15 protein-coding genes are annotated in these 18,694 nt (G+C 48.9%); 8 read left to right on the top strand and 7 right to left on the bottom strand.

From position 1 onward, the window contains the following. Positions 1-11 precede the first annotated feature (11 nt). The gene (locus tag B2X65_RS16535; protein WP_290614502.1) at positions 12-368 is read left to right on the top strand and encodes a hypothetical protein; all 357 of its coding nucleotides are present in this window, start codon (positions 12-14) and stop codon (positions 366-368) included. Between the two features lie 275 nt (positions 369-643). Then, positions 644-1,540, top strand: coding sequence for an Abi family protein (locus B2X65_RS16530; protein ID WP_290614500.1), 897 nt, complete (start codon positions 644-646; stop codon positions 1,538-1,540). Between the two features lie 196 nt (positions 1,541-1,736). On the opposite strand, the gene B2X65_RS16525 is transcribed toward B2X65_RS16530, so the two are convergent. Both B2X65_RS16525 and B2X65_RS16520 read right to left on the bottom strand, forming a co-directional pair. After that, positions 1,737-3,059, bottom strand: a complete 1,323-nt coding sequence (locus tag B2X65_RS16525) for an amidohydrolase (protein WP_290614498.1) — start codon at positions 3,057-3,059, stop codon at positions 1,737-1,739. Between the two features lie 127 nt (positions 3,060-3,186). Further along, positions 3,187-3,792, bottom strand: a complete 606-nt coding sequence (locus B2X65_RS16520) for a hypothetical protein (protein WP_290614496.1) — start codon at positions 3,790-3,792, stop codon at positions 3,187-3,189. Between the two features lie 220 nt (positions 3,793-4,012). Between B2X65_RS16520 and B2X65_RS16515 the strand changes: the two genes are divergently transcribed. Further along, the gene (locus tag B2X65_RS16515) at positions 4,013-4,399 is read left to right on the top strand and encodes a VOC family protein (protein WP_290614494.1); all 387 of its coding nucleotides are present in this window, start codon (positions 4,013-4,015) and stop codon (positions 4,397-4,399) included. Between the two features lie 33 nt (positions 4,400-4,432). Beyond that, entirely contained in the window at positions 4,433-5,122 is a 690-nt protein-coding gene (gene mtgA, locus B2X65_RS16510; protein ID WP_290614492.1) for a monofunctional biosynthetic peptidoglycan transglycosylase, read from the top strand. 42 nt (positions 5,123-5,164) lie between these two features. Here the strand turns inward: mtgA and B2X65_RS16505 are convergent, their stop codons facing one another. Then, positions 5,165-7,045 carry a putative bifunctional diguanylate cyclase/phosphodiesterase gene (locus B2X65_RS16505; protein ID WP_290614490.1) on the bottom strand — a complete coding sequence of 627 codons (1,881 nt, stop codon included), beginning with the start codon at positions 7,043-7,045 and terminating at the stop codon, positions 5,165-5,167. A gap of 237 nt (positions 7,046-7,282) precedes the next feature. On the opposite strand from B2X65_RS16505, the gene B2X65_RS16500 reads away from it, so the two are divergent. Then, positions 7,283-8,575, top strand: a complete 1,293-nt coding sequence (locus tag B2X65_RS16500) for a peptidoglycan DD-metalloendopeptidase family protein (protein ID WP_290614487.1) — start codon at positions 7,283-7,285, stop codon at positions 8,573-8,575. A 58-nt stretch (positions 8,576-8,633) separates the two neighbouring features. On the opposite strand, the gene B2X65_RS16495 is transcribed toward B2X65_RS16500, so the two are convergent. From B2X65_RS16495 to B2X65_RS16485, 3 genes are all read right to left on the bottom strand, one after another. Then, the gene (locus B2X65_RS16495; protein WP_290614485.1) at positions 8,634-10,514 is read right to left on the bottom strand and encodes a hypothetical protein; all 1,881 of its coding nucleotides are present in this window, start codon (positions 10,512-10,514) and stop codon (positions 8,634-8,636) included. A gap of 128 nt (positions 10,515-10,642) precedes the next feature. Beyond that, the gene (locus B2X65_RS16490; RefSeq protein ID WP_290614483.1) at positions 10,643-11,593 is read right to left on the bottom strand and encodes a DMT family transporter; all 951 of its coding nucleotides are present in this window, start codon (positions 11,591-11,593) and stop codon (positions 10,643-10,645) included. A gap of 104 nt (positions 11,594-11,697) precedes the next feature. Further along, on the bottom strand, positions 11,698-12,306 hold the full coding sequence (locus tag B2X65_RS16485) for a TetR/AcrR family transcriptional regulator (RefSeq protein WP_290614481.1): 609 nt from the start codon (positions 12,304-12,306) through the stop codon (positions 11,698-11,700). Between the two features lie 330 nt (positions 12,307-12,636). Between B2X65_RS16485 and B2X65_RS16480 the strand changes: the two genes are divergently transcribed. The 3 genes from B2X65_RS16480 to B2X65_RS16470 are packed head-to-tail and all read left to right on the top strand — an operon-like array spanning position 12,637 to position 18,437. After that, complete coding sequence (locus tag B2X65_RS16480) at positions 12,637-13,905, top strand: efflux RND transporter periplasmic adaptor subunit (RefSeq protein ID WP_290614480.1); 1,269 nt, start codon at positions 12,637-12,639, stop codon at positions 13,903-13,905. A gap of 7 nt (positions 13,906-13,912) precedes the next feature. Further along, positions 13,913-17,062, top strand: coding sequence for an efflux RND transporter permease subunit (locus B2X65_RS16475; protein WP_414631430.1), 3,150 nt, complete (start codon positions 13,913-13,915; stop codon positions 17,060-17,062). Further along, a complete protein-coding gene (locus tag B2X65_RS16470) occupies positions 17,055-18,437 on the top strand; it encodes an efflux transporter outer membrane subunit (RefSeq protein ID WP_290614475.1) in 1,383 nt (460 codons plus the stop codon). Before B2X65_RS16475 ends, B2X65_RS16470 begins: the two co-directional genes overlap by 8 nt. Here B2X65_RS16470 and B2X65_RS16465 read toward each other — a convergent pair. Continuing rightward, on the bottom strand, positions 18,425-18,688 hold the full coding sequence (locus B2X65_RS16465; protein ID WP_414631428.1) for an SRPBCC domain-containing protein: 264 nt from the start codon (positions 18,686-18,688) through the stop codon (positions 18,425-18,427). The genes B2X65_RS16470 and B2X65_RS16465 overlap by 13 nt on opposite strands. Between the last annotated feature and the right edge of the window lie 6 nt (positions 18,689-18,694).

Below are 18,694 nucleotides of genomic sequence, written 5' to 3'. Positions count from 1 at the left end.
TTGGTTTGATTGTGAATCAGATCAACATTGCGCTTATCTACGATGCTTTGGTCATTATTGCTATGGTTTCAGTTATTAGTACCCTGATTTCTATGTGGTGTTTTATCAGAGTTACAGTGAAATATTTTGATAAAGAATTAGCGCGTATGGGCAGAGACTGGGCTACGTCAGACTGGAGAGGGTCACGAATTAGCACCTATGCGTTGGCAATTATTTGGCAGAGGGCGTCTATTTCTTATGGGATGCGCCATGAAGACGGCAGCGCTTTAGCCAGGCGAAGGGATTACATTCTGGCAGTATGGGTGCATTTATCATTCCTGGTTTTTATGATTGCAGGGATAATTCTTTATCCTGAGATGTCAGAATAAGCCAGTCATGGCGTTCCGTAACTTGCCCAACGTCTAACTTAATTCCGACTAATGTCATACGGCTGCTGAGTTAGTGAAAACGCATTCGTAGCTAATTAATGTCAAAGGTTGCTCTCTACAGCAGCTATTACAGTGTATGAGATTTGTATACGGAATGAACTCAGGTTTACTTGATAAATAATCGTTAAGCATTATAATGTCGCGTAACAACACCCCTCCCGCTACCCGTAAGATCAGCGCCCTGTGAGGGGTTACTTTTTTCTGGAGTTTCGCAAATGGAGTTTGCTAAGCCACCGTTAGAGTTTGTCCACCAAGTTCAAAAGTTAAGGGAACGCGGGCTAAGCGTTACTTGTCCTGATAAAGCCTCTTTTTACCTGTCGCAAATCAATTACTATCGCTTCGGCACCTATTGCTGGACATTCTTTGCTGACCATAACAGTCATCAATTTTTACCAGGCACCACTTTTGAACAAGTTCTAGACTTATATATTTTCGATCGTGAGCTCCGTTTGTTGGTGCTTGATGCGATAGAGAGAATAGAAATTTCGGTTCGCACCCAATGGGCTTACCATCTCAGCCATTTTGGCGGCGCCCACGCTCACCTTGAAAAGCAAAATTTTAATTTAAAAGTTTTTTCTCATCAGGATTTTATCGATCAACTACAAGTGGAACTTCGTCGAACAACAGAACCCAATATCCAACGGCAGCTTAGAAAATATGATGAGCAGACACCGGCAGTTTGGATCTGTAGTGAGGTATTGAGCTTTGGCTGGTTATCAAAAGCAGTGAGTGGATTGGCGAGGCGAAGATTGAAACAGGACATCGCAGATAATTATGGCTTGAACGAAAGTGTACTGACCTCTGTATTGCATCATTTGGTTAACGTTAGAAATATCAGTGCTCACCACTCAAGACTCTGGAATCGTGATTTTACCATCACGACAAAACTGCCTACGAATGGTGAGCCAAAAACGATAAGCAGCCTCAACACAGCCAAACCCAGGGAGCTGTATAACACACTGGTATTAATAGCTCATGTAATGAACAGAATTGCCCCTGATAATCAGTGGCGGCAACGTTTGCTCGATTTACTGGATCGCTATCCGGCCATTGATACTTCAGCAATGGGTTTTCCGGCAGATTGGCGACAACTAGCTATATGGCAACTTTAACTAGTTTCTCTTATTTGCTTTACGTCGGCATCAAACATCAAAAAATTTATTGAATTTATTGGGGGCAGATCAAAATTAACCCGCGGGAGTCTCGCGACAGGGCGAAGGTATTGCAGTGGCAGTTATAATTATGATCTGACTCCAATAGCTTAACCCCAATAGCAAGGCTATTAGGGGCTGGCTAACGTATTACCACTTACTTTTTTGGCATTAATTCAAGCAAGGCATGTACGCTTGCTTCAACACCTGATTTTATAGAGGGTTCGGGTGAAATTTTAAATTGCGGGCTATGGTGGCTTGGGACCGGTGCGCCGCCTGCTTTTTCTCGTGTAAAGTCTTCACTTGGCGTGCCACCTACTGAGAAATACACACTGGGAATATACGGGTCTGTGGTAAAGAAACCAAAATCTTCAGCGCCCATACCCGATTCTGCCGGTGGAATTAACGCGTCCTCTCCCATTTTTTTAACGATAACCCCTTTTAATCGTTGGGCTAAATTTTTATCGTTAAAGGTTGGTGGGTAAGCTTCAGGGCTCACTATTACTTCGGGCATTTTGTCGTCACTTAAGCCCGCTGTTTTTGCAGTACCTATGGCCACACGTTTTATTGCTGATAACAATTGCTCCCTAACCTGTGGGTTTAAACTTCTTACCGTTAATTGCAAATGGGCGCGTTCAGAAATAATGTTGTGTTTGGTGCCTGAATGAAAAGAGCCAACGGTAATAACCCCTGCGTCTCGTGGCGCGAGTTCCCGGCTTATAATCGTTTGCAAATTGGTGACGATTTGAGCGCCAATAACAATGGGATCTTTTCCTTGATGAGGATAAGCGCCATGCGCACCCACGCCATGAACGATAATATCTACGGAATCAGACCCTGCGTAGGGTGAACCTTCATCGATAGTAATTTTACCCGCTACTGAATCAGCATCGACATGAAAAGCCAGCGCATAGTCGGGTTGGCCAAATTTCTGCCAAATTCCATCAGCCATCATGGCTGACGCACCCGGGCCTTTTTCTTCAGCAGGTTGACCGATTAACATTAAGGTACCAGACCATTGATCTTTAATGTTAGCCATATACCTTGCAGTTCCCACCAAACTGGTGATGTGCACGTCGTGGCCACACGCATGCATTACGCCAACTTCATTGCCATCCCAATCAGTCATTACGATTTGAGACGCGTTTTTTAAACCAGATAATTCTTTTACCGGTAAACCATCCATATCGGCGCGAAGCATAACCATTGGTCCGGGACCATTTTTCAATATTGCCACAATACCTGTGCCGCCAATGCCCTCGGTCACGGTAAAGCCAGCCGCGCGGATTTCTTTCGCCAGACGTTTTGCCGTATTGTGTTCCATTAAAGACAATTCAGGATTGCGATGAAAATGATCCCACAATGCAGCGAGATGCGCTTTATAGTCTTTGTCTATGCTGTTTGAAATTTCTGAAGTAGTAGCCGCGCTAAGCCCAATGCTTAACGTGCTAAGTAAGATAAGTGTGCAAATTTTTTTCATGGCAAGGTGTCTTTTGAAAGGTTTCAGATAACAAACATACGCTCATATTCGATGAAAGTCTCTTCTGATTGATTCATCAGAACACTTCCTTTACCCGATTACTCTTCACAAATAAAGCTTAAAAAGATCAGTCTGCTTGCAGCTGCTGCTGTATCTCAATAAAGGTTTTACTTAACAGTGTGTCGTAAGCCGCCAATAGTTGCTGTTCGCGGTAGGTGAAGGTTTGCAGTACGCCTGCCAGATTAGCTGAATTAGCGATAATGGCAGAGGTTCCGCCGCTGTAGAGTTCGCTGTAAATGATCTGGCCAACACTTTTCGCTTGCTCCTGATAATTTTCCTGCTGAGCATAAACGCGGGATAACACCAGCACCGACTCGTAAGACATATTGCTAAGCGCCCCAATTTCGGCTGCCGAACTCCAGGCGGTGCGATGAACCTGCGCCGGCGAAATAAAACCGCGGCTAAAATCACGAAGACTTAGTTGAGCCGGCTTATCTGCTACCTGAACAATTCTGTCAACTAAACCGCGATGGTATTCCAGCGCCGTTGCAACCGCTTGTCGGTTTGCGCCAAGCTCCCGCACTATTTCTGTCAACGCAGTATTTGCCTCAGCGGCTTCAGCACGGTTTTGCCGCCATTCATTGGCCGCCAGCGCTAATACCACGCCCAATACCACAAACGCTGCTTCAAATAAGGCTGGCCCAATCAAATGGCGGAAACGATTTTCACTCATGGCAAGCTGCTCTTAAAGTCCGTTATTCAGAGGTTATGCGCTAAACATTAGCGGGCTTTAACCTGCTTTACAAGCACTTACCGAAGCGTAATAGGTGCGCTATTATAGGCTAAGTACAATCTGGTTTTTCACTAGCGTTATTCTGGCCAGAATCTACCTGCTGAGCCATGCGCGAATAGTGCCCAGTGACGCCGCAAAAATGGAAAAGGATCAAATCATTATGAATACGTCACTATCCACAATAGGTCAGATTGCTATAACCGTAAGCGATGTGGGGCAGGCGCTGGCATTTTATCAAGATACACTAGGTTTAGATTTACTGTTCAGTGCGGGTCCTGAGCTGGCCTTTCTTGATGCCGACGGGGTGCGTATTATGCTTAGCACGCCGCAAGGTGCTGGAGCGGTGGGCTGTAATTCTATTCTTTACTTCAAAGTGTCAGACATTGAAGCTGTTTATGCTGCTGTCGTTGCCCGTGGTGCCAGCAAAGAACGTGTGCCGCAGCTCGCTGCCAGGATGCCGGACCATGATTTGTGGACAGGTTTTATCCGCGATCCAGACGGCAACTTAGTGGGTTTGATGGAAGAAAAAACTAACGTCGCACCGTGAATAACCGATATATCACCTTGCTAAGAGATAAAAATGACAACAGATAAACGCGGTTATCTAGGCTGGAGCTGGTTTATATTATGGCGAGTTGTGCTTGGTAGCTTGCTGCTGCTAATGATCCTGTTGTTTGTACTGCGGTTTGTGCCACCACCAACAACGTCATTTATGCTGCAAAGCCCTTACCCGGTTAAGCAGCACTGGATAAATATTGATGAATTGCCAATGCACGTGGCGCTGGCCATGGTGGCATCAGAAGATCAGCTTTTTACTAAACATTTTGGGGTCGACTTTGCTGCCATCAGTAATGCACTTGAGCAAGCGGACGAGGGCGGTAGCTTGCGTGGTGCCAGCACCATTACTCAGCAAACGGCGAAAAACCTGTTGCTTTGGTCAGGGCGCAGTTTGGTTCGAAAAGGCCTGGAAGCGGGTTTAGCGCTAAGCTTAGAAGTTATCTGGGGCAAAAAACGGATCCTGGAAGTGTATTTAAATATTGCTGAATTTGGCAAAGGTATTTACGGCGTAGAAGCTGCAAGCCAGCATTATTTTGCTAAGTCGGCACGCTATTTAAGCGGTAACGAGGCGGCGCGGCTGGCGGTGCTGTTGCCCAGTCCGCGTAAGCGTGACCCACGCCAACTCACCCCGTATCTAAGTCAGCGAGTCACCTGGGTTGAACGGCAAATGCGCCAACTTGGCCCTGCTTATCTCACCCCCATTCTTAATTGACGGCATAGCCACCCAGTTATCGATATTGCGTTACTCTCTATCTCAGAGCGCTTTTGCCTGTAATTGCAGTTTGTTAAGCAGGGCAGGCAGCTGCGCTATTGCCACAGCCGGCGACCAATAATATCCCTGGCCGTCATGGCAGCCCAACGCCCGCAAGTTTTTCGCCATATCTGCATTTTCAATGCCTTCAGCAACGGTATTTAATCCCAGGCTGGTAGCCATTTGAATTATGGCCTGGACCAGCGGCGCATTAGCTTGCCATTGTTGTTCAGTCGAGATAAAAGAGCGATCAATTTTCAATGTACTGGCATTAAAACGCCGCAGATAACTCAGGTTAGAGTATCCGGTACCAAAATCGTCAATAGCAAAGGTGACACCCAACTGGCTTAAAACATTCAGTTGTTGCAGAACATGATCGGTATTATCTACCAGCAAGGATTCAGTTAGCTCCAGCTCTAAAGCCTGTGCCGGCAGTCCTGCCAGCTGCAGTGCTTGCTCTACAATGTTTTGCAGCTGGCCATCTTTAAATTGGACAACCGACAGATTCACCGCAACACGCAAATTCACAAAGCCCTGCTGGCGCAACTGCGCACAGTGCTGGCAGGCTTGCCCCAGGACCCAGCTGCCTAATTCGTTAATTAATCCGCTGCTTTCAGCAACTGGAATAAATTGATCCGGGCCAATCATGCTGCCATCGGCCTGAGGCCAGCGTAACAGTGCTTCCACTGCGCTAATGCTGCCACTGTCTAATCCAACCTGTGGCTGATAATAAAGTCTGAACTGCTGTTCGCTTAATGCTAAGCGCAACATTTGCAGTAGTTTAAATTTGTCGTCGTTGGCTTTATCCAGGCTATCATCAAAATAGTGATAAGTATTTCGACCCTCTTCTTTTGCCCGGTACATGGCGATGTCAGCTTTGCGGCAAAGTTGTTTAAAATCAGTGCCATCTTTCGGCGCACAGGCAATGCCAACTGAAGCCGACACGCTAACCTGGGTTTGCAGGATTTCAAATGGCGAGGTAATTTGGCTGATTAAGCGTTCCGCCAGTTGATCCAGATGATTACTATCAGCGGCATTGGGCGCTAACACCAGAAATTCGTCACCGCCAAAGCGGATCAGTGCGTGATCTGCCGGTAATATCGCAGTTAAGCGCCTGGCCAGTTGTTTTAGCAAGTCGTCGCCAGCGGCGTGACCTAAGGCGTCATTGACCGGTTTAAAGTTGTCTAAATCAATAAACAGCAGAGCAAGCTGTTGCTGTTGCTTATGACAGCTAGCTAATAACTGTTGAAACAGCGTTTCGCCGTAAGAGCGGTTGGCTAAATTGGTTAGTGAATCGTGATGAGCCAGATGCTGAATCTTTGCCTGGCTTTGTTGTACCTTGTTGTTTTCCTGCTGCAACGACAACATCAGGCGTTTAATATCGCGCACCATAACGTACACACAAAAACCGGTAATGATAAAAATAACCAGAATAAACACCAGGTGGGGCCAGCTTAAACTGGGAATATGCGGCGTGATATACCCTTGCAGGGTAAGCCAGGTCAGCAAAATACATTGGGCAATAACAAACAGCAGTAAGGACACAAACAGGCCGATGCTACCCAGGATAGCAGCAAACATCAGCAAACCAGGATAACCCAAAATGGCCAGGTCAAATAAGCCGGCGCCGGTCAGGGCAAAGGCAGAGAGCATTGCGCTCATCGACCAGAGTAAAATATAGGCCGCCGTTTGCAACTTTTGTTTAAAAGCCAGGCCGAAGGCAAGCAGCAGTGTGCCAATACCAGTAGCAAAAATAATAAAAGTTATACCGTTAGCTACGGCTAATGCCGCCATTAAGCCAAGAGCGGTAATCGCACAAATCTGCATTAGCCTGCGACGACGCACCTGATTGAAACTAACATTCTGCTCGAAAATTTGCTGCATGGGCTCCAGTGAGCTTTGAGTTGGGCAACGACATGGTGCTGAAAAACCACAAAAGGTAATTTACTTTACCTTGGAACGTGGTAAATACCAACTACTACTCCACTTCGCAATGCATTAAGAGAGTGGCAGTTAGTGATACAACAGCCACCCTTTACTGCATGTAACTTGCAGGATTAGCTGGCGCGATTGTGAGGTTGAGGTTATTCTTCTTGCCGCAAAATTTTGGAGCGCAATGCAATGCCAAGCCCTGTGTCGCAAACCCTTGCGGCTACGCCATTAATGCACCGCCGTGCAATGCAGTCACTTGTTATGCTGAGCGCTATTATCATGTTATGGACTGGCTTCAGGCCTGCTTTTGAACCCGCAAATCGTGAAGTGCCGTCGGTGTCACCGCTACCAGCTGAAGAGTGGAAAACCCGACGCTACGCCATTGCTTCCGGAGACAGCTTAAGTAGGATATTTTCCAGCCAGGGTTTTAGTCAGAAACAAATGCAGCAAATAATGGCTGCCGATCAGTCTTTATTGGCGCTTGATATACTCCGCCCCGGCCATATTCTGACTTTTGAGCTGGATGATAACCAGCAACTATTGGCGATGGAGCTCCATATCCATGCCGGTAATCGGATTTTGTATCAGCGGGATGACAATGGCGAGTTTAGTTATCAGGAGTTGCTTAACCCCGGTGAATGGCATAGCAGCACGCTGGTGGGTACCATTTCGGGCAGTTTTTACCAATCAGCAAAAAGCGCTGGCCTAAACGATACTGAAATTGCTACCGTGCAGCAGCTGTTTGGTGACCGGCTCGATTTTTCTCGTGATGTTCAGGCAGGTGCCCATTTTCAGGTAGTTCGTAGCGATAATTACGTGGTAACGGGTACCAGCAAAGAAGCCACCGGACTCAGCCGGATAGAGGGGGTTCGTTTTTTTAATCGTCGTCAGCAGTTTACTGCTTTTTTACACGATAATGGCCAGTATTATGCTGCCAATGGCGACAGTTTAGAGCGGGCATTTATGCGGGTGCCGTTGGCGCATCGGTTCCGGATAAGCGATGATTTTAATCCACGTAGGTTACACCCGGTAACTGGCATGGTGCGGCCTCATAACGGCACTGATTTTGCCGTGCCAACCGGCAGCGCGGTGCTGGCTGCAGCAGAGGGCAGGGTGATCAGGGTTGAGCAGCATCCGTTTGCCGGCCGTTATGTCGAAATACAACACCATGGCCAATATAAAACCCGCTATTTGCATCTTAGTAAAGCGCTGGTGCATCCTGGGCAGCAGGTAACGCGCGGACAGCGCATTGCCCTGTCAGGTGCTACCGGCAGGGTGACTGGTGCGCATTTACATTACGAACTGCACATCAATAACCGGCCAGTGGATCCAATGCGCGCCAGTATTCCGCTGGCAACGGCTGTGCCGGCAGACAGTCGTGATGCGTTTATTCAGCGAATTACTATTATCAGTAAGCAAATGGAGCAGCAAGCTCTGTTGGCCCGGCAGCAAAGCGATAAAGCTGAGGCGCTGGTGAACTGAACATAGCACTTTGCTCCCCAGATCACTTATGCGACATGGGGAGCGCGTTCGAACAAACTTACTCTGTGGTAGGGGCAGCTTGCAGATTTAAGCTTGCCTCGGCGTCTTGTTGCGGGCTGGCCAGGCTGGCCTGGTCTGGTGACACGGGCATCGCACGCGATTGCTGATTTATTTGATAAATTTGCTCGGTATTAGACAAATCCTGCGCATTTTTAACGTTAGCAATGGTTTCACGCTCAGATAAAAAGCTTTGAATATCGTCAATTATCGCCTGCATTTCCTGCGGGTTGTCCTGCATTTCCAGAATATGCCGCGGATGCTCAACATTTTTAGCTCCACTATCAGCGAAGGTACTACTCATAATACGTGAGCTGATGATCCATGGCGTTAACGATGCGCGCATGACATAGTTTTCTGAGGATGTAGAGTCGTAAATGCCTTTACCTGTGGTCAGTTTACTTTGGGTATAAGTGCCTTCGCACTTTAAGTAGACCAGCAAAGAATCAAAGTTTAATTCTGCCCAGAAAGTATGGCTATAATTTTCGAGCAAGCGCCCAAAACTGTGACAAATCAGCCAGCTGAAAACCAGACTTAAGATAAACTGACTTTCATTAAACAGATTAACGAAAAAGCTCTGGGATGCAGCATCACCCGGACGCGCCAGCGCAGTAAATTCGCGCACCAGGGCCAGGACAGTTTGTACCTCAAAAAGCAGATAAAACAAAATAAAAGGGCCAATCAATAGCAGCAACTGGCCTGTGATCGTCGCCCATATGCGTAAGTGTTTAAATAAAACCGTATGTTCCAGCGGGGCATAAGCGGGCTGGGTTTCTATCATTACTTCACCGTTAAAATCACCCTTGCTTTCCGATTGCTCGTTCAGGTTAGGGGTCAGTTCACGATATACACGGTTAGGAATTTCCATGTAACGGCGGTTTGCCATAACAATATTATCGATATTGACGAACAGTTCGCGCGGGTGAATGTTTTCCTGCCAGTTAGCACGATACTCAGATACTTTTGTCTGCGCCTGCACCTTAGCAGTACGTTGCTTTAACAGCAGAAAAATAAAGACACCACTCATCGCGGTAAACAGCAACACTAATAGTAACTGTGGCATCACAGCAAAGCTTTGTAACTCAGAGGTTTGCAAATCACTGATAGCGTTCTGAACCTCACGCTGTTGCAACAGGAAGTTAATTGCTAAACCCAGCAGTACTGGCGCCAGAATGGCAAAAGCCATAATTTTTGCCAGCTTTAAATTGCCCTGGGTTTCGATACTTTTTTCTGCTTTGCGGTATACGGTACTGGCGCTGCGCCAGCTTAAAATTAAGTACACCACCAGCACGAAAGAGAAAAAGGGCAACAAAATATCGCCGGTTTCACCGGCAAGCCCGGTTAAACACACGAAGGCAGTCAGGGCATAGGCTACCAGGGCAACGGCAGTAGCAATTAACGCCCCAGCGAAACGTTGTGCCAGATTACGCAGGGGGTAAGGCAGGAAAATCAGCTTGGGTACCAGAGTATGTACCATGCGGGAAATAAAGCCTTCTGGCTCAACAAAGGTTTTGTTTTTGCGGCCCATCAGCATTTCTTCAAGATCAATACTTTTATAATGGGGCTGTTCCAGTTTAGCGGTTTCACGCTCAGACTTGCTAAAGTTTGGTGCCAGCGAGGTGGGTACGCTGCGACCAACAAAAAAACGCATCATTTGCGCAATACCACTACCCAGGGCTTTTAAACCGCCCGCCAGCAATAAAAACCCGACAGCGGCATATATCCAGGCCAGGGTTTTGTCTTGTTGCACCAGACTGACCACTTGTAATAGCGGGTAAATACCCAGCAAGCTAACGAGTAAACCGCGTACGGCGCGCAGCAGGCCTTCTGCTTTAAATGGGTTACGGATCCCTAAGGACTCACTACCATAATCATATGCCATGATTACATCCTTTTTATAATCAAATCTTTGGAAAGGACGTTATCTTGCCTGAGTCTCCAGTTTTTGCAATTATTTGCTAGTCATCTCTGCTGATTTTAATAACATTAGCAGGCGCGAGGCCTTGCTCATCAGGGCATTAAAGGTTGCACTGGTAATTTTGGTTTAAATAAAAATGCCTTAATTTTCGAAAATGGGGTTAACACCAGCGCGTTGCCAAGCAGCACCAGGGCAAAGCCGCTAAAGGTATAGCCACTCCAGACAAAATCTTCAAACAGTGTGCTAAGCACTACCGCAACCAGCGGAAACAATACAATGGTGTAGCTGGCTTTTTCCGGGCCCATGCCTTTTAGCAAGGCAAAGTAGGTGGCAAACGCAATAACAGAGCCAAACACCGCTAAATACAGCAAAGAGATAATAAAAGCAGGCGAGGTGCTGAAAGTAAAAGGCGTACCGCTGATTAACACCAGCAGTGTCAGGCCAACGGCACCATACAGCATACCCCAGGCGTTAACCTGGGTAATAGGTAAGCCGGCACGGGAGTTACGGACACTGGCCATATTGCCCAGTGAGGCACTAAGCGCACTGCCCAATACCAGAATAAGGCCAATTAAACTGGCGTTAGTTAAATCCAGACCATCTAAATCGGGATAAAACAGCACTACGATACCGGCAATACCCATCAGGGCGCCAAAATAAATACGTTTCGCTACCGGCTTGCCAAAAAATAGCCGGGTATTAATGATATTCATCAGTAACATAGTGGTAAAGGCGATGGCGGTCATGGCAGAGGTTAAATACTGCTGCGCCTGATATATCAGAATGTAGTTTAGGGCAAAGTTAAACAGCGCCAGCAAAGCAATAAAGCCATGATCTTTGGCACTAAAGCGCATCGGCAGGCGCCGCCACCAGCAAAACAGCCACATCAGCAGTGCCGATATCGCAAAGCGGTAAGTTAACGACACTTCCACTGCCACTTCACCCAGCTGAAATTCAATGGCAAACCAGGTAGAACCCCAAATCAGCACAGTAGTAAGGTAAAGCAGCGTATTTTTTAGGGTGGATGGCATAGTAGTAAACATAAGAAGCGCCGCCGTTAGCAACAGTGGCGCTGATCATAAAACGTTAGCAGCAGTTTAAACAGTAGCCAGACCAGAAAAAACGCCTCTGGCCCCAAAATTTACACTTAGCGTGGAAAAGCCTGTAGTGTTATTTCGGCAACCTGGCGCAGTTGTTCTGAAGTAGCACCATTATTGGCCTGAATTGCCATACCCTGCAACACGGTGCCTAAATAACGGGCTAACGTTTCAGCATCGGCACTGGCGGGTAAGTCGCCGTCAAGTTTAGCCTGCTCGAAACGAGTGCGCAGTTTTTGTTCGCCTTCAACCCGGCGGTTAAGCAACGCTTCTTTGACGGTAGCGGCGGCTTCGCTGCAAGACAGCGCACCTTGCACGACCACACAGCCTTGTGGGTGGTTTTGATCAGCCATATTTATTGCTGCGCCATACAGCATGTGCTCGGCCACCTGATAGGCGGTGGGTTTTTCCAGTGCAGGCAAAAAGAACGAGCAATGCCGGCTTTCATAAAACTCTATTGCTTTTAAAAACAACTGCTCTTTATTGCCAAAAGCAGCATATAAACTCGGTTTGTTAATACCCATGGCTTCGGTTAAATCGGTTAACGATGTCCCGTCATAGCCTTTGCGCCAGAATACTTCCAACGCACTTTCCAGTGCCTTGTCCATATCAAAAGCACGAGGCCGGCCAATGGTCGGAGAGCAACTTACTGCTGTCATTGTTCAGCTCCTGCATTAAAACTGCCTATAGAGTAAACAGCAAAATAGCCGATGTCCAGCAAGGGTAATATCGCCTGTAGTACCTTTGTCATGTTATGGCAGTACCATAATTTTGTCTTTCCCATTCGCATCAGACAGCTGACTAGCGGTTTGTGTTCAATATTTACCATTCAACACGGCTTATAACCGAATAATCTACTCTATAAACATATTTATTTACCGTTCGGTACATAAATCGATTGACAGTTTTCTGTCATTCTATATATTTACCGGGCGGTACAGAATGCAAGTCTAGCACTAAAACAAAGCGACAGCACGGAGAATTGGGTTATGAGCACCAAAAACACGATAAGCGTTTTTCTATTGGCTAGTGCAGCAGCGCTGGTGCTGGCGGCGTGTGGTAATCCACATGCTGCAGATCAGACGCAGGTTGCAGCAGCACCACAAGTCAGCGTGGCGCAGGTGGTATATGAGCGTGTGACCGAGTGGGACCAGTTCACCGGCCGCTTGCAGGCACCGCAAACCGTTAATCTGGTACCGCGCGTGTCTGGCTATCTTGAGCAGGTGCATTTTAATGAAGGCGCCCTGGTCAACAAAGGCGACTTACTGGTGCAAATTGACCCCAGGCCTTTTGCAGCTGAGGTAGCAAGGTTAAAAGCAGAACTGCAAAGTGTGGAAAGTGCCGCCATTTTGGCTGACGCCGAGTATGGCCGTGCCGAGAAGCTAAGTGCCCAGCGCGCTATTTCTGCCGAGCTATTGGACAGCCGGCAGGCCCGCAAGCAACAAACCGCTGCGGCGGTGGCGTCGGTGCGGGCAGCGTTACAGCGGGCCGAGCTGGATTTAAGCTACACCAGTATCCGCGCGCCGATTAGTGGCCGGGTATCTTATGCCCTTATAACGGCAGGCAATTATGTTAACGCTGGCCAGAGCCAGTTAACCAGCCTGGTATCGACTGACAAAATGTATGCCTACTTTGATGTAGACGAGCAAAGCTACCTGAAATACGCCCGCCTGAGCGACGAGGGCAAGCGTGCTGATACCCGTGAGGCCAGCGCCAACCCGGTGTCTATGGCACTGGCGAATGAGCAACATTATTCCCACCATGGCCAAATTGATTTTGTTGATAATCAGCTGAATGGCCAGACCGGTACCATCCGGATCCGTGCCAGTTTCAGCAATCCTGACAATAGCCTGCTGCCCGGTCTGTTCGCCCGGATCAGGCTGGCCGGCAGTGCCAGCTACGACGGCATTTTAATAGACGAAAAGGCCATTGGCACCGATTTGAATAACAAGTTTGTGCTGGTGGTAAACAGCAATAACCAGCTGGAATACCGCGCGATAACCCTGGGTGAAAAAGTAAACGGTTTGCGCATCGTTACTGACGGCCTGAGCGCAAGCGACAAAATTGTGGTCAACGGCCTGCAGCGGGTGATGCCCAATATGCAAATTGAACCCAAATTAGTGCCGATGGCCAGCAATGAGCAACTGGCCGACCTTCGTCAGCAACAACAGCTGCTGGACCAGGTAAACACCTCGCTTACCGCTCAGGCTGCCAATGCGCCCACAGTAATCACCGGCAAAGCGCCGGATCGCGGTTAAGGAAATCATCATGTTGTCACAATTTTTTATCCGCCGGCCGATCTTTGCCGCGGTGATCTCGCTGCTGTTTTTTATTACCGGTGCGATTGCAGTATGGCAGTTGCCAATTACTGAATACCCTGAAGTGGTGCCACCAACGGTGGTGGTTACGGCCAACTACCCGGGTGCCAACCCGAAGGTGATTGCCCAAACAGTAGCCTCGCCGCTGGAGCAGGAAATTAATGGCGTCGAAGATATGCTGTATATGTCATCGCAGGCCACATCTGATGGCCGGATGACCTTAACCATTACCTTTGCCATTGGCACTGATGCCGACTTAGCCCAAACCCAGGTGCAAAGCCGGGTAGAGCGGGCTAAGCCCCGCTTGCCGCAGGAAGTACAACGATTGGGCGTAGTGACGGAAAAGTCGTCACCGGATTTAACCATGGTGGTGCATTTAACGTCACCTGATGACCGCTACGACATGCTGTACTTGTCGAATTATGCCGCGTTGAATGTAAAAGATGAACTGGCGCGGGTTGAAGGCGTAGGCGCGGTGCGTTTATTTGGCGCTGGCGATTACAGTATGCGAGTGTGGCTGGACCCGAACAAGGTGGCAGCGCTGGGCTTGTCCCCCAGCGAAATTACTGCTGCCATTCGTGAGCAGAACCAGCAGGCCGCAGCCGGCAGTTTAGGTGCTCAGCCAAGTGGCGATGCCGATTTCCAGCTACTGATTAACGTTAAAGGCCGGCTGGCGGCGGTGGAAGAGTTTGAAAATATTATTATTAAAGTTGGTACTAATGGTGAAATCAGCCGGTTGAAAGATGTCGCAAGACTGGAGCTTGGCGCATCGACTTATGCATTGAGATCCTTGCTGGATAATAAAGACGCCGTTGCGCTACCTATTTTTCAGGCTTCCGGCTCCAATGCCATTCAGATTTCCGACGATGTCCGGGCGAAAATGGCCGAATTATCACAGAGTTTTCCGGATGGCCTGGCGTACGACATTGTGTATGACCCGACAGTGTTTGTGCGCGGCTCCATTGAAGCGGTAGTTAAAACCCTGCTTGAAGCGGTACTGTTAGTGGTATTGGTGGTGGTGTTGTTTTTACAAACCTGGCGTGCGTCTATTATTCCGCTGGTGGCGGTACCGGTATCGCTGGTGGGTACCTTCGCCTTTATGCATCTGCTGGGTTTTTCATTAAATGCGCTGTCGCTGTTCGGTCTGGTACTGGCCATCGGCATCGTTGTCGATGATGCCATTGTGGTGGTTGAGAACGTCGAGCGTAATATCAGCGAGGGCTTATCACCGATTGCGGCTACCCAAAAAGCCATGAAAGAAGTCACCGGGCCAATTGTTGCCACCACCTTGGTGCTGGCGGCGGTGTTTATTCCCACTGCCTTTATGTCGGGTTTAACCGGCCAGTTTTATAAGCAATTTGCGTTAACCATTACCATATCTACTTTTATCTCGGCGATTAACTCGTTAACCCTGAGCCCGGCGCTGTCGGCGTTGTTACTAAAAGGCCATGGCGAGAAAAAAGATGCGCTTACCCGCGCCATGGATAAGCTGTTTGGCCGTTGGTTGTTTGCACCTTTTAACCGCTTTTTTGCCCGTTTATCCAGAGGATATGGCTGGCTAATTAAAAAGGTGATCCGGTTTGGTGCCATTGTTGGCGTCATGTATATCGCCTTGGTTGGGGTAACGGGCCTGCAGTTTGCCAGCACCCCTACCGGTTATGTGCCTGGCCAGGATAAACAGTACTTAGTGGCTTTTGCCCAGTTACCGGATGCGGCCTCACTGGAGCGCACAGACGCGGTTATTAAAGAAATGTCACGGATCGCGCTGGAGCAACCCGGTGTTGCCAACTCTGTCGCCTTTCCGGGTTTGAGCATCAATGGTTTTACCAATAGCCCGAATAGCGGCATTGTTTTTACCCCACTGACAGTTTTCAGCGAGCGGACTGATCCTTCCTTGTCAGCCGGTGCTATTGCCGCGGCACTGAACCAGAAGTTTGCCGGTATTGAAGATGCGTTTATTGCCATTTTCCCACCACCGCCGGTGCAGGGGCTGGGCACGATTGGTGGGTTCCGGCTGCAAATTCAGGACCGTGCAAACCATGGTTACGAACAGCTGTATAACGTGACGATGCAAGTGATGATGAAAGCCTGGCAAACACCAGAGCTGGCTGGCATTTTCTCCAGCTATCAGGTGAATGTGCCGCAACTGGATTTAGATATCGATCGCACCAAAGCCAAACAACAAGGTGTGGCACTGGACGAGGTGTTTCAGACGCTGCAAGCCTATATGGGCTCGGTCTATGTCAACGACTTCAACCAGTTTGGTCGTACTTATCAGGTGAATATGCAGGCCGAACAGCAATTTCGCCAGTCGCCGGAGCAAATTGCCCAGTTAAAAGTGCGCAATAACGCCGGTGACATGGTGCCGTTGGGTTCCTTTATTAATGTAACTGATACCGCAGGGCCAGATAGGGTAATGCACTATAACGGCTTTACCACCGCAGAAATTAACGGTGGCCCGGCGCCAGGTTACAGCACTGGCGAAGCCCAGGCAGCCATTGAGAAAATTCTGGCTGAAACCCTGCCCAATGGAATGACGTACGAGTGGACCGAACTGACTTACCAGCAAATTCTGGCTGGTAATGCTGGCATGTTTGTCTATCCGCTGGTGATTTTGCTGGTGTTTATGGTGCTGGCGGCGCAATACGAGAGTTTAAGTTTACCGCTGGCGATTATTCTGATCATTCCGATGACGTTGTTATCGGCACTGAGTGGCGTGCTGCTTTACGGTGGCGACAACAATATCTTCACTCAAATTGGTTTTATCGTGCTGGTGGGGCTGGCAACGAAGAACGCCATCTTAATTGTCGAGTTTGCCAAAGAGTTACAGGATCAGGGGATGAATGCCATGGCCGCGATACTGGAAGCAGGCCGTCTGCGCTTACGCCCCATTTTGATGACCTCTATCGCCTTTATTATGGGGGTAGTGCCAATGGTGTTTTCCAGTGGCGCTGGCGCGGAAATGCGCCAGGCGATGGGGGTGGCGGTATTCTCTGGCATGATAGGCGTAACCATATTTGGCTTAATTTTAACCCCGTTGTTCTACTACGTGCTGGCCAAGCGTGGTGAAGATAAAGCGGAGGTTACTCATGGGTAATAACTTTAAATTATCAGCTATTGCGATGATGCTGCTGTCATTAAGCGCCTGTGCGGTAGGCCCGGATTATCAGGCACCGGCTAAGGTTGCTGATATCAGCGTTAACAGCCCGTACCAACGGGCAGAGCATAGCCAGAACTGGTGGCAGGCGTTTGATGACGCTGCGTTAAACCAGCTTATCAGCCGGGCACTAACCGAAAATAGAACGCTGGCGCAGGCCAGAGCTAACGTTGACCGTGCCTATGCGGTGTTTCGTGATGCCAATAACGACTTTTTACCGAAAGGGACCGTCGACGCCGGTTACCAGGCCAGTGAAAACCCAACCATATCACCAGCCGATGATGGCGTCATCAGCCGTGGTCACAGCACCGGCGCCAATTTAAGCTGGGATCTGGACTTATTTGGCAAACTGCGCAGGGCCACAGAAGCGGCAGAGGCGCAGGCAGAGCAGGCTGATATTTTATGGCATGACGCCCAGGTGCAGCTAATAAGCCAGGTGGCAACCAGTTACGGTGAGTACCGGGGCGCCCAGCTGCGCTTAGTGGTGGCAGAGCAAAACCTGCACAACCTGCAACAAAGCCGGGCTATTGTGCTCGCGCGGCTGCAAGCCGGTATGGCCTCTGATTTGGAGCTGGCGCAGATAGAGGTGCAGTTGCATCAGGTACAGGCCGCAGTGCCGGCTTACCGGGTGGCGCTGTTAACAGCAGATGCCACCTTATCGGCCTTGCTGGGGCAGCGTCCGGGTCAGTTACAACTGGGTGCGGTGCCGCATTTACCGGAGTTAAAACAACCAGTGGCGCTGGTTAACGGGGAGAACTACCTACGCTACCGCGCCGATGTCGCCAGCGCCGAGCGGACACTGGCAGCCCGCACGGCGCAAATTGGTGTGGCGACGGCTGATTTGTATCCGAATTTGTCAGTACGTGGTTTTCTGGGTTTTATCTCCGGCCCGGGTTTAACACTGGGCAGTGACAGCCAAAGCTGGGCAGTGGCGCCAACGTTAAGCTGGCAGGCGGCAGATTTAAGCTCAGTAAAAGCCCGTATCCGCCAGGCCGAGGCCAGCAGCCAGATGGCGCTGGCCCAGTTTGAACAGCAGGTGTTTAACGCCATTAATGAAATGCAATTAGCGCTTAACAGCTACAACTTAAGCCGTCAGCAGCAACTTAGCACTGAACTACAATGGCAGGCTGGTAACAAGGCGGTGCAAATTGCCCGTCAGCGCTACAACGCCGGCACCGGTGAGTTTCTGGACTTGCTGGACGCTGAGCGAGAACTGCTGCAAAGCCGAGACCAATTAGCGCAACTGCAACAGCAAAGCTTTATCCGGCTGGTAGGTATTTACCGCAGCTTTGGTGGCGGTATTCAGCTGATGTAGGGCAGGTGTCGTGCTGAATAAAACAAACAAAGCCGGGTAATACCGGCTTTTTGCTTAAAACAGCCGGTATTAAAATTGGTAAAAGACATTTTATAACCACCGCCCACCCGCACATCCATGCTGTGCACCTTGCCGGTAAAACCATATGGCGGGCACCATTTCGCCAGCGCATCTGCATCTAAAAAAGCACGATATAGCCGCTCTGGTGTAGCTTTGATAACCCGGTGCAATGTTACGGTATTGCCTGACATGTTGAT

It is taken from the genome of Arsukibacterium sp. UBA3155 (genome assembly GCA_002364615.1).
Classification (GTDB): domain Bacteria; phylum Pseudomonadota; class Gammaproteobacteria; order Enterobacterales; family Alteromonadaceae; genus Alishewanella.
The sequence above is the reverse complement of the archived record's forward strand: the minus strand, read 5'-3'. Positions and strand labels throughout refer to the sequence as shown.

Bases quoted from the DNA above. Each gene is read 5' to 3' on its own strand.
- B2X65_RS16530 (WP_290614500.1), top strand. From the start codon at position 644: ATGGAGTTTGCTAAGCCACCGTTAGAGTTTGTCCACCAAGTTCAAAAG.
- B2X65_RS16525 (WP_290614498.1), bottom strand. From the start codon at position 3,059: ATGAAAAAAATTTGCACACTTATCTTACTTAGCACGTTAAGCATTGGG.
- B2X65_RS16520 (WP_290614496.1), bottom strand. From the start codon at position 3,792: ATGAGTGAAAATCGTTTCCGCCATTTGATTGGGCCAGCCTTATTTGAA.
- B2X65_RS16515 (WP_290614494.1), top strand. From the start codon at position 4,013: ATGAATACGTCACTATCCACAATAGGTCAGATTGCTATAACCGTAAGC.
- mtgA (WP_290614492.1), top strand. From the start codon at position 4,433: ATGACAACAGATAAACGCGGTTATCTAGGCTGGAGCTGGTTTATATTA.
- B2X65_RS16505 (WP_290614490.1), bottom strand. From the start codon at position 7,045: ATGCAGCAAATTTTCGAGCAGAATGTTAGTTTCAATCAGGTGCGTCGT.
- B2X65_RS16500 (WP_290614487.1), top strand. From the start codon at position 7,283: ATGCCAAGCCCTGTGTCGCAAACCCTTGCGGCTACGCCATTAATGCAC.
- B2X65_RS16495 (WP_290614485.1), bottom strand. From the start codon at position 10,514: ATGGCATATGATTATGGTAGTGAGTCCTTAGGGATCCGTAACCCATTT.
- B2X65_RS16490 (WP_290614483.1), bottom strand. From the start codon at position 11,593: ATGTTTACTACTATGCCATCCACCCTAAAAAATACGCTGCTTTACCTT.
- B2X65_RS16485 (WP_290614481.1), bottom strand. From the start codon at position 12,306: ATGACAGCAGTAAGTTGCTCTCCGACCATTGGCCGGCCTCGTGCTTTT.
- B2X65_RS16480 (WP_290614480.1), top strand. From the start codon at position 12,637: ATGAGCACCAAAAACACGATAAGCGTTTTTCTATTGGCTAGTGCAGCA.
- B2X65_RS16470 (WP_290614475.1), top strand. From the start codon at position 17,055: ATGGGTAATAACTTTAAATTATCAGCTATTGCGATGATGCTGCTGTCA.
- B2X65_RS16465 (WP_414631428.1), bottom strand. From the start codon at position 18,688: ATGTCAGGCAATACCGTAACATTGCACCGGGTTATCAAAGCTACACCA.